Genomic DNA, 14321 nt, shown 5'->3' with positions numbered 1-14321 from the left:
ATTTGCTAGCGTAACTCAGACTTTTATCACTCTCACCCGAATTATGTTCTCAATATTCAGCCGCAAACGCGAAATAGAAGAATTACAACAAAAACTGGCTAAAGCGGAACAGCGCATGGAACAGCAAAACAGCGAACTCGAGCAACTGCGCAGGCGTTTGCAGTCGGCCGATAACGCCAACGCAACCCTGCAGCAGCAATTGCACAGCCAGAACGGCACCGTGCGCCATTTACAGAATTTCGGCCAGTCGCTGGTGACGATGCAGGCCAGCTTGCTGACGCTGGCCAACCGCCTGCGCGACGAAAAAGACAATGCCGTCGAGGCGCAAGGTATCTCGCTGGACAGCAGCAACGCCATCGAACGCATTTCGAAAAACCTGGCCAACCTGGCCGACGCCTCCAGTTCCGCCGCGCAGCAGGCCGGATCACTGGACCAAAGCTCGCGGGAAATCATCGGCGTGGTCAAGCTGATCCACGATATCGCCGACCAAACCAACTTACTGGCCTTAAACGCATCGATCGAATCGGCCCGTGCCGGCGAACAGGGTCGCGGTTTTGCCGTGGTGGCCGACGAAGTGCGGACCCTGGCGCAAAGAACCGCCGAAGCCACCAATAAAATCGCCAAACTCGCCGAATCGATCAGGGTCGCCAGCGGCGGCACCCGCGACCAGATGAATTCGCTGGCGGAGCAGTCGCGCAGCTTCAGCGAGGACGGCCAGCGCGCCACCGGCACGATGCGCGAATTGCTCGACTTTTCGGTAACGATGGAAAAAGTGGTGGCGGCATCGTCGTTGCGCAGCTTTTGTGAACTGGCGAAACTGGACCACCTGATTTACAAGTTCGAACTGTACAAAGTGTTGTTCCATTTATCGCAAAAATCGGTGCACGATTTCGCTCAGCACACCGAATGTCGCTTGGGGAAATGGTACTACCACGGCGAGGGCAAGGCCTGTTTTTCGCAATTGCCCGGTTATCACGACATCGAACAACCCCATATCGGCGTACACGCCAGCGCGATCAACGCCCTGAAAGCTCACGCCGCCGGCGAGGTAGAAACCATGCTGCGCGAGGTCGGCAACATGGAGGAGGCCAGCATGCAGGTATTGTCGAACTTGGAAAAAATGGCGCACAGCGCAGAATCCAACAGCAATTTGCTGTGCCAAGCCAAGCACGCCTGAACGGAGACCGGTTCGCCTGAACGCTAAACCAAAGGGTCGGCGGCGAAAAAAATATTGGATAAATCGATGAAAATTTCGATCCGGTCGCCGCGGCGGCGTTCCCGCTGCCTGTGTTCCTCTGCCACTTGGTCGTCGGTAGCGCGGCGGCGGTCGTTCAGATCGTCGCGAAAATTGTAGGGTCGCACCGCGATTTCGCGGCCGTTGAAGGCTTTGCCGTTTAAACGCTCTATCGCTCTGAGGCCCGACTCCTCGGAATCGAGCATGGCCAGACCGTGGTGCTCCAGCACATTGGTGAACCTGTCGCGGATTACCATGACCTCGGCTTTCAACACCTCGCCGCTGTCTGCTTCGCCGCCGGCCGACGCGATCAGCTTATACAGTTCGTTGGGGCGGGAATTGACCGGAATATCCTTGAAAAACAAAATCATAAAACGCTCGATACAGTTGCGGCACGCTGGACTATGTTCCGAGCCGGCAACCAGAACCGGCCCGCAGCGCATTTTAGCCCGATGCCCGGCTAAGCTGAAAGCCCTAGATCGGCCAGGATTTTGTCGCGCACCAATTGCCCGGACAACGTCACCATCGGCATACCGCCGCCCGGATTGACGCTGCCGCCCACGAAATACAGATTCGGCAACTGGCTGCTGCGTTGCGGCGCCTTGAAACCCAGATTTTTGTTGCGGTCGGCCACGACGCCGTAGATCGAGCCCAGATTGGAGTAATAGCGCGCCTCAATATCCAGCGGCGTCCAGTATTCTTCGGTGACGATATGCTGGCGCAGGTCGGTCAGCCCCATCCGCTCCAGCTTCAGCAATACCCGTTCGCGCAGGGCCCGGTAATCGTCCGCAGTTAACGGTTTCTCCGGGTCCAGATGCGGTATGTGCGGCAGAATCTTGATGATTTCGCAACCGGCCGGGGCCTGCGCCGGGTCGGTTTTGCACGGTGCGACCAGGTAGATGGTGGGGTCGTCGGATAATCGGTGGCTGTGGAACACCGCGTCGAAATGCGCCCGCGAGTCGGCGGAATAAAAGAAATTGTGGTGGGCCAGTTGCGGATAAATCCGGTCCACGCCCAAATGCAACACCAGTCCGGAACAGCTCGGTTCGAAGCGCTGCATTTTTTTCAGTTCGGCTGGCGTACTGTTTAGCAGTTTCTGCATCGCCGGGATCACTTCCATGTTCGAAACCACGATGTCGGCCGGCAGCAACTCGCCCTCAGCCAACCTCACGCCGGTTGCGCGGCCGTTTTGGCGTTCGATTTCAGCGGCTTCGGCGTTCAAACGTATCGCCACGCCCAGTTCCAAAGCCAGTCGTTCCATGGCCTGTGCCAAACCGTACATACCGCCTTTGACGTACCACAAACCGTAGCCGTACTGGATATAAGGCATCAGATTCATCAACGCCGGTGCATCGTAAGGCGAGGAGCCGACGTACTTGATGAAATAATTCAAAATGTCGGCCAGTTTCGGATCCGAGACAAAACGCCTGACGCCTTGGTCCATGGTGCGGAATACGTCGAATTTCAGACTGCGTAGCGGCCCGTAGAATTTCAGCAGTTCCCAAAATCCGTCCAAGCCTTTGGCGAAATAACCGGCTTCGGTTTCTTTGGTGAGTTCTTGCGAATACGCCATGAAACGCTGAAATTCTTGGTAGACCTGCGGGCCGAGCTTATCCAGCTCCCGGCGCTGGTTGTCCGGGTCTTCGCACAAGTCGACGACGGTGCCGTCTTCGAAGAAATTGCGCCAGTGCGGTTCGACTTTTTCGATCGCGACGTAATCGGCCATGCGTTTGCCGGCCCGCTCGAACAAGGACTCGAACACGTGCGGCATGGTCAGAATCGATGGCCCCAGGTCGAAGGTGAATCCGGCCTGGGTCATGATATTGAGTTTGCCGCCCACCTTGTCGTTCTTGTCCAGCAGCTGTACCTGAAAGCCTTCGCTGGCTAACGAGATTGCCGCGGACAAACCGCCGAGACCGGCACCGATCACAACGACTTTTTGATTCCCAAGGTTTTGCTTCATCGATAATTCCTATGCCAAGACAACAGTAATTTCAGGTTATGCCAGCGCTGGGCCAGATCGAACGCCGAATACTCGCGAAACGCCTGCAAGGCCGGCCAGTTGCGTTTTATGCGTTGCCGCAGCGAACCGCCGCCGTGGACGAAATCGAGATAGCCCTGCAACGCCCGGTAATGCTGCGCCGAATACGGAAACCAGTTGGGTTCCTTCGGCAAATGGCTGCGGCTGGTCAACCCCGACACCGGGTAGCTGAACGCCAGCAGGCCTTCCGCGCCGTGGTAACGGCCGAAACCGCTGCGTTTGACGCCGCCGAACGGCAGGCCGGCATGGCCGATATTCTTGATCACATCATTGACGGCCCAGTTGCCGACTTGCAGTTGCTGAGCGACCCGTTCGGCTTTAGCGATATCGCGGCTCCAGACCGAGGCATTCAAACCGAACTCGCTGTCGTTGGCCAGTGCTACCGCATCGGCCTCGCTATCGAATGCCATTACCGGCAGCAACGGCCCGAAACTCTCTTCCCGCATCAGGCGCATGCCGTGGTGCACATTCCATAGCACCACCGGCCGGACGAAGTTGCCGTCGCAAACCAACGGTCCGGAGGCTGCGGCGCCTTGCGCCAGCGCATCGTCGTACTGCGCCTTGATCAATTCGATTTGCCGGCCGGAAACCATCGCCCCCAGTTCGGCATCGGCCCCGGCGCCGACTCGCAGTTGCTCGGTAGCCTCGAGCAAGCGCTGCAGAACTTGATCATGGCACTGGCGTTGCAGGTATAGGCGCTCCACCGAGACGCAGACCTGGCCGCTGTTGCTGAACGCGCCGTAAACCGCGGCGGCGGCGGCACGCGGTAAATCGGCATCGGCGAACACCAGCATCGCATCCTTGCCGCCCAATTCCAGCAATACCGGAATCGGATGCTGTGCGGCCTGGCGCATCACCGCGCGGCCGCCCGCCAAACTGCCGGTGAAAAACACCAGATCGGGGCCAGCGTCGATCAATTGCGCGCCGACCGAACCGTCGCCAGGCAGCCATTGCACTAAATCCAGCGGCAAATCCAGGCGTCGGAACAAATCGACAATCAGTTGGCCGACCGGCAGGCTGAGTTCCGAGGGCTTCAAGATCGCGGCATTGCCGGCGAACAAGGCGGTTAGCAGCGGCGCCACCGACAATTGAAACGGGTAATTCCACGGCGAAATCACCGCGGCGACGCCGACAGGCCGGTAACAAACCTTCGCGGTGGCGCCGGGAAAGGCGAATGGCGACGTCGCCACGCCGCGTTCGGCCAAAATATCCGGCGCGTGTTTACGGTAATAGGCCAGCAAATCCAGCAGCGGATAGATCTCGCCGAGCAAGGCTTCGCAAGCCACCTTGCCGCCGGTCAGGCGCAGGCAATCAACGATGGCGTCGAGTTCGGCCAGCACCAGTTCGCCGAATGACGCCAAAATTTGGCAACGCTGCTTGACCGGCGTATGACTCCAAATGCTGGCCGCGGTGCGGGCGCGCTGCAGCGTCCGGCTGATGTCGTCGGCAGTGGCGACGGGGTACTCGCCGAGCAAGCGGCCATCCAGCGGTGAAAAGGCCTGTAACGTTGCCACGGTTACCGAAGCCGGTCGGTGGATAAACCCGACACTTTGTTCTTACTGTTTCAGCCAGCGGCTGTGCTGGATGTCGGCAAACGCGGCGCCGTGCTTGCGGGAAATCATGTTCGCGGAGATGCGCGCCGATTCGTAAATCGTCGGCAAGCCGCTGCCGGGATGGGTGCCGCCGCCGACCAGATAGCAATGGTCCAACTCTTCGAAGCGGTTATGCGGCCGCCAATACAGCATCTGGCTGAATTTATGCGCCAGGCTGAAGGTGGCGCCTTTAAATACGTATTCGTCCCGCTCCCAGCCGCCCGGCGTGATGATTTTTTCGCATTCGATATGGTCGCGAATGTCGGCCAGGCCCAAGCGCACGCCGAGACTATCCAGTACCTGTTCGCGTAGCGACTGGCAATGGGCGTCCCAATCCAGTCCGCTATCGTTGTTCGGCATCGGCGCCAACACGTACAGCGCCGATTTCCCGGCCGGCGCCAGACTCGGATCGTTGACCGACGCGTTTTGCACGTAAAACGAGAAATCCGCACTCAGCGTCTTGTTGGCGAAGATATTGCTGATGTTAGTCCGATAATCCTTGGCGAAGACGATGGTGTGGTGCGGCAAGTCATAACATTTATCCAGCCCCAGGTAGAGCATGAAGGTGGAGCAGGAGTAATCGAGCTTTTGCAATTTCTCCGGCGCATATTTCTTCAGGCTGCCGGCCGGCGCCAGCCGGCTCATGGCATGGGCGAAATCGGCATTGACCACGGTTTCGTCGCTGCGCACCTGGCTGCCGTCGTCGAGGATCACGCCTTTAACCACACCGTCTTCGACCCATAACGACTTCACACCGGTCGAGGTATGAATTTCGCCGCCGTTTTCGGTGACGACTTGCGCCATCGCCGCGGCGATGCGGTTCAAGCCGCCGGCCACGTGGTAGATGCCGTATTCGTGTTCCAGATAAGGCAACATGGTGAACAGTGCCGGACATTCCCACGGCGACATACCCAGATATTTGGACTGAAAGCAGAAAGCCAGGCGCATTTTTTCCTGCGTGAAATAACGGCCCAAATTGGCGAACACGCTTTTCGGAAACGCCAGCCAAGGCAAAGCCTTGATCAAGTCCGCCGACAGAAACGAGCTCAAACTGGAATAGTCGCGGGTGATGCAAGGGTAAAGCGCGTTGAAGCGCTTGCGCTCGCGTTGCAGAAACTGTTCGTAACCGGCCGTACCTTCATCGAACACCCGGTCCAACTCGGCCCGCATGTTTTCCCGGTCGGAATACACTTCGATCTGGCGGTCGTCGTACACCAGCCGGTACATCGGCGACAGCGGCAGAAATTCCAGGTAATCCTCACTCCGCCGTCCGCACAATTCGAACATTTCGTCCAGCACGCCCTTCATCAACAAGAAGGTGGGACCGGTATCGAAGGTAAAACCGTCGAGGCGAATCGGCCGATTGCGGCCGCCGACTTCCGGATGCTTGTCGTAAATCGAGACTTTGAAACCGCGCTGGCTCAGGAGCATGCCTGCGCACAAGCCCCCCGGACCGGCACCGACGATGATGATATGTTTGGACTGGCTCATGTTTCCGATTGCGTTTTCGTAGCTGTAACTTTCGATTATGCCGGTAATGTAACAGTAAAACTCGAAAAAGCGATTTTTGGTCGGAGTTTCACGACCGCATCGAGCAGACCGGAGCTGCGAGTCAAACAGTGCAAAACCCCGGCGCAAGCAAATTCCATGATTTGCGAAGGATAGGCCAGGGGTCGAAGGTTGCCATCCAACACAACGCAGCATCACAACGGCATGATTTTTCGCAGGCATAAAAAAGCCCACCTAAGTGGGCTTCGTCCGGTTTTATTTTTTGTGTGTTGGACGCCTGCCGCGCGATACGACAGGTTAATGGCTTGCGTTTATTATTGTTGTTCTACCAGATGACTGGTCGCTTTCCTCCCTCCCCCTATTGGCAGGTGGCGGTTGCCTAGAACCAGCCGACCTACTCAAGGTGGGCGCATTGTAGGGGATAAAAAAACTGATGTCCAGAAAAACTGCGACGTTTTGTCGCACGCCTTGTCAGGCCTTGCTTCTGCCGGGTTACAGCGGTTCGCAGCAGATGCATTTGCCGTGTATTTGTCAGTTTCGAACTCAGATATTTCGGCGCCGAAGGCAAAAAAAAGCCCCGGAGAACCGGGGCCGATGTCAATCATGAGGGGGGAACTCCGCTTAGAGCCGAGCCAAGTATCCGATCCCGAATACACCGCACTGCAACCCAAGCCGATAGTTCGGGAATAGTTATAGAAGGAGACTGCCCGAACAACCTTGATGACAATCACAGATACAATACTTCCCGGCAACAAAAACCGGGTTCTTAGCCGCGGAAAGCGGCGGCTGTCACAAAACAAAAGGTACGCCGACCCACGAGACACCGATCCCAGCCCGGGCAAATCTGCCGGAGCCTTTAATTTAACTGCACGGGCGCTCTTGACTACGATGATCGCGGAATTCATACATTATCTAGCTACACGAACCGCCAGCACTGGCGCGCGCCGACTAGGCTACTCCAGCGAGGCGGCAGCGCTGGAGACCCGTCACCGCCGTTGCCGGGAAGCCTGGATGCCGCATTTGGCAGCCACCCGAGCCGCCTTGTTGCGCGCCGCCGATCTGGCCCGGCCGAATCCGGCTTGCGCCCTACTGGTCGGCGCCGGCAGCGTTCACGATCTGCCGCTCGCCCAGTTAATGGACCGGTTCGAGCGCATCGTTTTACTGGACATTGCCTTCGGCGTTGAGGCGCGGCGTATGACCAAACGTTGGCCGAAGCGGTTGCACCTGTGTCGCCACGACGTTACCGGCATCGTCGATTGGCTGGCAAGACACCGCCGTTTGCCGCCCGCGGAAATGCTGATCCGTCCCGTATTACCGCTACTCGAAATAAAACCCGATTGGGTCGCATCGGTGAATTGCCTGACTCAATTGCCGCTGCTACCGCTGAATTACTTGGCCGACAAAGTATCGGACGAATCGGCGCTCGAAACGTTCGGCCGGACGCTGATACAAGGCCATTTGCGTTGGTTGCAGGCTTGGCGCGCGCCAATCTGCCTCATCAGCGAAGTCGAAGACCGCCACTTCGACCGCCACGGAGTATTGGCGGACAGCAGCGACTATCGCGACTTACTGCAAGGCTTTACCGCCGGTGCCGCGTGCGTCGGCCGCTGGCCGTGGCAGATTCATCCGCCGGGCGAATTGGCCGACGGCCGCCACGAAACCCGAATAGTCGAAGCCTGGTGCGTTTGAGGCTTAGCGGCCGTGCAAAAAAAAAGCCGGCACCAGGGCCGGCTTGGTTTATGCGTGTTCGGAATGCTTCAGTGTATCGTCACTTTGGCGATCTGTCGGACAACATCGCCCACGGTATCGGCCTGACTAAAGTCGACCTGAAAATTATTAAACATCTCCATGATCGACTGGTCCAGCTCTTGCTGAACCGCGGCTGTCATGCCTAAATCGTGCTTCAGGTTGCTATCGGGGTAGATAGCGTCGACATCGATATCCAACGTGTCGGCGATCACCAAATACACCGCCATCGACATCATGTTTTCCATACTCTCAATCTCGTTCTCACCCATTTTTCCGCACATTTACTGGAATCTCCATGCTGTTAAATACGGAACAATTGTCGGAAAAAACTTACAAATTATCCGTGAATTACTACCTTTTCCGTCAGACAAACTGAGAGACCGCCTACAAAATTACGGGATAACCGCCCTAGAGAAGTCAAACGAATTTGCGATCGGGTTGAACCACTTATACTCGCCGCCGAGCGCTGACTCAGAATATTGCCAGTCTCCTCATCCGGTCTCGTTTTAAGGCCGGTATCCGAGCGCGTAGCGAGTCGCCTCATCTCACCAACGTCGCCCGTTGCTCGTCGGTCATCAGACGGGCGGCTTGTTGGCGGGCTTGGGCGGCGTCGGCGTCGCCCAGGGCTTCCAGGGTTACCGCGTAATTCAGCCACAGGTTGCCGTGGGCCGGAAATTTGCGGGTTGCCTGCTCCAGCACGGTTTGCGACTCCAAATCGCGGCCGACCCGATGCAGGAAGAAGCCGTAACTGGATACCGCATCCGGATTGTCCGGCGCCAGCGCCACCCATTCTTTAAATGCCGGTTCGGCGCGCAGGTTGTCGTTGGCCATCGCCGCGGCGGTAGCCAAAGCTGCGGCGGCCATAGGCTGTTTCGGGAATTTTTGGTTGACGCCGATCGCGACCGCCAAAGCCTCATCGTAACGGCGGCTTTCGATCAGCGCCCTGACATGCTTGTAGGCCAAATACGGGTCGCCCGGCTCACGCTCGACGGCGCGGCGGGCCGGGTCGATGGCGCGTTCGGGCCGGCCGGTTACTGAAAAATAGCGCGCCAAGGCGCTCTCCAGCGCCGCGCTGGACACGGGTTGCGAGGCAATCACGCCGGAGATCAGGTTATCGGCGCGTTCCCGCTCGCCGGCCACCCACATTAAACGCGCCAGACTATACAAGGCCTCCGGCTCCGCCGGATGCCGCGCCAACACCGTTTCCCAGGCAGTCCGCGCGCCGCCGAATTCGGCCATCCGTTCCGAGATGCGCGCCAAATCGGCATATACCCGCTCCGGCGCGCCAGTGTGGCTTGCCAAACCTTTCAGCAATTCCAGCGCTTGCGGCAATTGGCCGCGCGCCTCGAATAACGCCGCCTGCAACTGCTCCGGCAGGATATCGCCGGCACGCAGGCTCCGCGCCTGTTCCAGCGCCTGCTCCGCTTCGGCGAAATGGCCGGTGCGGATTGCCGCTTCGCTAAACATGATCTGAAAATCGAAATTGTTGCGGTAATTGGGCTGAACGGCAGCAGCCAAGACGTAACCCTGGGTGAATTCGCTACGTTTGACATGTTCGAAAGCTTTTGAGCCCGCCGCTTCGATACCGCCGGCTTCGCGAACGGTGCGATTATTCCCGGCATTGCCGAGCCAGCCGGCCGCCAAGCCGCCGACCACGGCGAGAACCGGGACCAAGCGCAGCGCGGCAGCCAGCGGTTTGAAAGCCGGGGTATGCACCAAAGCCCCGGCCCTTTCCAGCGCGACGGCGCGTTGCTGGCAGTAGGCCGGCCATTGGTCGGCCGCGATTTCCGCGGCGGTACTTTCCCAACGGTAATCGAAACTCACTTCGCGCCGGCGCGACTGGATATCGACTCGATAGCGAAAGCCCGGCCCCTCGTGGCGGAATGCGCCGGCTTTCTGCTTCTTCACCGCTTTACCGCGCACGACGACGCTGTGGCAGACCGTTAGCGGATGGCGCAATTGGAAGGGCTGCTCGCGTTGCTGGTGCGGATCGATGGTTTCCACCGCCAGAAACAGGCCGTGGGCGCCGTAACTGAAAAAGTCGGGCGGTTTGCGTCCGGTCTGGCCCCAGGTCGGCAAGCCGTGCCGGCTGCGTAATGCGATGCGGTTGCTGTCGCTGTCGTCGTTGATCTGCAGGCTGTCCAGATTGGGTTGCAGAGCCGGAAAATTCTGCTGCAAGGCGTCGGCCCGATGTTTGGCAAATTGGCGTTGGCCTTGGTTAAGGATTGCCGCGCGGATGTCGTCGGCCAGCCAGCCGCTGGCCTCCAGCACTTGCTCGACGGCACCGTTAACCTCACGTCGGTCCAGCGTGAAGGTTTCGGTCAGCGTCAATTCAGCGAGCGCCGCTGGCGGCAAGTCGAGTAAACCCGTCGTTGCCTGATCGATTTCAAGGCCGGCCGCGAACGGCGGCACGCTCAAATGCGCCAGATCGCCGCCCTGGCCAACGACGGTCGGATCGGCGAAATATCGTTGGCCGTCGAATTCGAAGCCGACGATAACGTGGTTGAAACAGGCCGTGGACGGCATCAAGCGTTTGATGCCGTCGCGCCAAGCGCTGGCGACCAATACCGGCCGCGCCGCGATGCCCAACTCGCGCAGCAAAGCTACCAACAATATGGATTTATCCTTGCAGTCGCCGAAACGGCGCCTCAACACCGTGCCGGCGCCGTTCGGCAACATGCCGGCGCCGTGGCCGAAATCGACGCTCAAATAGCGGATATCGTTTTGCACGAAGCGCAACGCGGCGACGATGGCCTCGGCGCCGGTTTTGCCGTCGGCCAGGCTTTGCGCTTCTGCGGCGACGCTTGCCGAATCGTCTTGCGCCGCATCGGCCCACAGTTCGGCAAAAAAGCGCGCGACCTGCCCCCAAGACTCCCAGGCGCTGGCTTCCAGCACCGGAAACGGCCAATACACGCCAGGTACGCTAGCCTCTGCCTGGAAGATCGGCGGCCGCTCGAAACGCCAGCTCACGCCATCCGACTCGGCCGTCTCGACCGGCAGCGGCACCGCGTCCGACGCATGCAAGCGCCAACGCAGATTTAGGCCGGCAGGCGCGTGCAAGGCCAAACGGTAGTGCGCCACCGGCACGCTCCAGGCCAGGAAATGCAGGGCCGTGAACAGCAGGCCCGGCAGCGGTTCGCGCGGCAACAGCGTCCAGGACAAGTCGATCACGTCGCCGATCCGCACGTCTTCCAGCAACGCCACCAGCGAGACATAGCCTTTCAGCATTTGCTGCTCGAACTGTTGCTCGCGCTGCCTGAGCAGAAACGCCTCTTTGGCCACCGGCTCGCGTTTTTGCCAGGCACCGTCGGCGGCCATGCGCCAGATTGCCAGTTCGTGGAGTTGCAAACGCTGAGCGGCCGGATCGAACTCGACCACCACCTGGCTTTGGGTCTGCACCGCAGACAGCGAAGCCAGCATCTTGACGGTGCGCGCATAAAGAGCCTGGCTGGCCACGTGGTGCTGTTCGTCGATCAGCAAATAACCGAAACCGTGACCCTCGCCGGGCCGCCAAGCCCAATCCACGGAACGCTGTTGCACCCATTCCGCAGGAGGCTGCACCGACCACTCGGCTTGCTCTATCGGCACATGTTTACGAATCGACATGAAAATCCTCTTCTCATTATTTTATCCCGCGGGGTCGTTTACGCAGGCCGGCAGGCTCTTGCCGGATCACGGCAAACTTGACGGCCCGCAGGGGCGGGGCTGAGCATGCGGCGAAAGCGGTCTAGTGTCAACCGTGGGTGCCTCGGCTACCCAGAACGAGAGGATGCGGACCGGCTTTCGGCTGCACGCCGAAGTCGGCCATGGTTTCCCCCGAAACGTCTAATTCGGATGAGTTCTAATATCAGGAAAACTCCCCGGAATTAATATACCTTGTTGAACATACAACGGCTTTTGACTGCCTGACGCGCCGTATACCCAATAGGTAAAATACAAGGAACCGGGTGTGGCTACCGCGCGTTTCTCCAACTCCCGAAAAGGACCTATATTGACGGCGCCAAGCTGCGGTACCAGGTTAATGTCGGTCGTTCCGCCCAGGGTATGCGGGATGGAGTGGCCCCGGTGATAATCCGGACCGTCGCTGAGGGGGTGACCAGCCATACGCGAGCGGTCGCGGGCGCCAGCATGTCGGCCGTGGCTAATACCCCATGCGACGATCAATCGCTCAACCGTCACATCGAACAAATACGAAAAGCCGTCGACACTAGTCTCCAAAATTTCGCTGCCCTTAATGAAACATCTATAGTCCTCAAGCCAAGTCTCCAGCAGATACGGTATGACACGCGTTTCAAAGACATGCGATGAATGGATGTTAGCGCCGGCCATCATAGACGCCAGCATCGGATATACAGCCATTGATTCTCCTTGGTTGGATTTTTTCTGGTTTTCTGGTTCCCACGGTCTTCCGTGGGAACCCATACAGCCTTGGAAACGAATATGCATGCCCACGCAGGAGCGTGGGAACGAGGAAAAAAGCTTGCTTTTCCCGAACAATCCGCACCGCGTGCCTTAGTTTGTCGATATTATCGACTAACAGGCTAGATTTGCGTTCGAGCAAATTCACCGTGAAGAAATACGTTCCACCAGGGATGCGGTTACGTCTATAGTTTGGCATTGGTAAAGATTAGCCAATTTGGCGGATGGCGCTTCGCTTATTCGCCCTACGGTCCTGCAGATTGCGCATTGCGGCCTTCAAGACTACAACTTCTTATGTTAGATATTAAAGAACTTGTTATAGCTACCAAGGAGAGAACATGAAAAATACCGGAAATTTTCTGGTACTCCGCTATTCCCTTGTGGAAGATGCTCAAACTAGCTTAGATGTCTCGCCGTTGCCCTCAACGAAAGGTGCTGCAGTATTAGTTGCACTGCATGGAGATCGCGAATTCGAACATCACAATGTTAAATACGCATTTGTAGGTTTTGCGGAAGCAAAACCTACCGAGCTATATACATTCCAAATAGGTAGATATTTCGTCGGCAAAGTAGCAAAGTTAAGAACCGCACATGTTGGTGAAAAAGTCCCCGGCGACATTATCGAACGTGAAGCAGATGACTGGATTCCCCTTGTAGCTGTATTTGACCTCCAGGAACAATACATATTTATACAGCGGGATTGGAAGTTTGGCACCGAATCTCAAGTTACAAATGCACTTCAAGCGGGTATCCGCGAACCGGTACTGGCAAAGTATAACTATCGAGTATTCATAGAAGCCAAAACCAAGACAGCAGAATTCTGGTCAGTCGTCCAATCCCACAAAAGAATATATAGATTAGAACTTAAGTTAATTTCGCCAAATATTCTTCGTACCAATGAAAAAGCACGCGAGGCGTTAGAAGAGCTAAAAAAACTATATAGCCAAGATGAAATTTCCATGGTTCTCGAAAGTGAATCAGGTAATCTAGTAATCCCTCAAGAACCGATAGCCGACTATGTCGATTATGCTGCTGAAGGCGAAGGAAAGTGGGTATTAGTTACCGAAGGCGACCGAGGAGGAAAAAAGACACATACAAGCGAGGAGGCCGCTATTTACGTGGAATTGCCAATTCCAACTGAAGAAGAGATATATAACGAAGGGCAATTGGAATTGGAAACAGGTTTGCCAGCTCCAGGGCGAGAATCAAGCGATGCAGGCCTTATTGCTCAAGTAATTGCCGAATCCGAGAATTTTGATCGTAATCATAGCCGATGATTAGATTCATATTGGTCTTTTTGTTAGCTTTCAGTTTAGCGTTGCTGATAACGTTTTATTTTAGCAACTTAGCCCTGCCGATTTTTCAAGAATTATTATCGGTCATTGTCCCTCTGACAGTAGTAACGGGCACCCTGTCTTATGCGTTATATTCTTATGTTGATGGCGTATTAAAAGATGTTTCATCGGATGCGAAAGTAAAGGGGGTTGAAGGCTTTGGGGCGACAATTCAATCTCTGACCAACTTAAAGAAAGAAATACTAGTAAACGCATTCGCTGTAATCGGCTTACTGCTCATCGAGCGATTGGCGCAGATGTTATCGTTGATATTTCCTATCAGCATAGAGGAACCTTTCAACTGGGTTTGGGCAATTGCTATTGCGATGCGCGTGGCCTGTTTTGCTTCAAGTGCGGTAGTGGCTGCGGTGCAATGTCGTGGTTTTATTATCGCCAATGATTATAGGGCTGTGATTAGCCGTGCTAAATAGCCCGCATTCGTC

Annotated in this window: 11 protein-coding genes; 4 read left to right on the top strand and 7 right to left on the bottom strand. The window is 56.8% G+C overall.

What is annotated here, in order from left to right; translation table 11 throughout:
- Positions 1 to 43 precede the first annotated feature (43 nt).
- The gene (locus NP603_RS21880) at positions 44 to 1177 is read left to right on the top strand and encodes a methyl-accepting chemotaxis protein (RefSeq protein ID WP_305891412.1); all 1134 of its coding nucleotides are present in this window, start codon (positions 44 to 46) and stop codon (positions 1175 to 1177) included.
- 23 nt (positions 1178 to 1200) lie between these two features.
- Here the strand turns inward: NP603_RS21880 and NP603_RS11790 are convergent, their stop codons facing one another.
- The 4 genes from NP603_RS11790 to NP603_RS11775 all read right to left on the bottom strand — a co-directional run bounded on the left by NP603_RS11790 (position 1201) and on the right by NP603_RS11775 (position 6358).
- Positions 1201 to 1605, bottom strand: coding sequence for an RNA-binding protein (locus NP603_RS11790; RefSeq protein WP_256611080.1), 405 nt, complete (start codon positions 1603 to 1605; stop codon positions 1201 to 1203).
- An 89-nt stretch (positions 1606 to 1694) separates the two neighbouring features.
- Complete coding sequence (locus tag NP603_RS11785) at positions 1695 to 3197, bottom strand: phytoene desaturase family protein (RefSeq protein ID WP_256611079.1); 1503 nt, start codon at positions 3195 to 3197, stop codon at positions 1695 to 1697.
- Entirely contained in the window at positions 3194 to 4789 is a 1596-nt protein-coding gene (locus NP603_RS11780) for an aldehyde dehydrogenase family protein (protein WP_256611078.1), read from the bottom strand. Before NP603_RS11780 ends, NP603_RS11785 begins: the two co-directional genes overlap by 4 nt.
- A gap of 42 nt (positions 4790 to 4831) precedes the next feature.
- Positions 4832 to 6358, bottom strand: a complete 1527-nt coding sequence (locus NP603_RS11775; RefSeq protein ID WP_256611077.1) for a phytoene desaturase family protein — start codon at positions 6356 to 6358, stop codon at positions 4832 to 4834.
- A gap of 1029 nt (positions 6359 to 7387) precedes the next feature.
- Here NP603_RS11775 and NP603_RS11770 point away from each other — a divergent pair.
- Entirely contained in the window at positions 7388 to 8065 is a 678-nt protein-coding gene (locus tag NP603_RS11770) for a hypothetical protein (RefSeq protein WP_256611076.1), read from the top strand.
- Positions 8066 to 8133: 68 nt separating this feature from the next.
- Here the strand turns inward: NP603_RS11770 and NP603_RS11765 are convergent, their stop codons facing one another.
- The 3 genes from NP603_RS11765 to NP603_RS11755 all read right to left on the bottom strand — a co-directional run bounded on the left by NP603_RS11765 (position 8134) and on the right by NP603_RS11755 (position 12484).
- Positions 8134 to 8370, bottom strand: a complete 237-nt coding sequence (locus NP603_RS11765; RefSeq protein ID WP_256611075.1) for a hypothetical protein — start codon at positions 8368 to 8370, stop codon at positions 8134 to 8136.
- Between the two features lie 295 nt (positions 8371 to 8665).
- The gene (locus tag NP603_RS11760; protein WP_256611074.1) at positions 8666 to 11731 is read right to left on the bottom strand and encodes a DUF3857 domain-containing protein; all 3066 of its coding nucleotides are present in this window, start codon (positions 11729 to 11731) and stop codon (positions 8666 to 8668) included.
- A gap of 219 nt (positions 11732 to 11950) precedes the next feature.
- Positions 11951 to 12484 (bottom strand): DNA/RNA non-specific endonuclease, encoded by a 534-nt coding sequence (locus NP603_RS11755; RefSeq protein WP_256611073.1) that lies wholly within the window; start codon positions 12482 to 12484, stop codon positions 11951 to 11953.
- Positions 12485 to 12882: 398 nt separating this feature from the next.
- On the opposite strand from NP603_RS11755, the gene NP603_RS11750 reads away from it, so the two are divergent.
- Entirely contained in the window at positions 12883 to 13821 is a 939-nt protein-coding gene (locus tag NP603_RS11750; protein WP_256611072.1) for a DUF4747 family protein, read from the top strand.
- Complete coding sequence (locus NP603_RS11745) at positions 13818 to 14309, top strand: hypothetical protein (RefSeq protein ID WP_256611071.1); 492 nt, start codon at positions 13818 to 13820, stop codon at positions 14307 to 14309. Before NP603_RS11750 ends, NP603_RS11745 begins: the two co-directional genes overlap by 4 nt.
- Positions 14310 to 14321: the final 12 nt, after the last annotated feature.

It is taken from the genome of Methylomonas aurea (genome assembly GCF_024505045.1).
Classification (GTDB): Bacteria; Pseudomonadota; Gammaproteobacteria; order Methylococcales; family Methylomonadaceae; genus Methylomonas; species Methylomonas aurea.
Note: the sequence above shows the minus strand (reverse complement) of the source record. Positions and strands in the feature narration are given on the sequence as shown.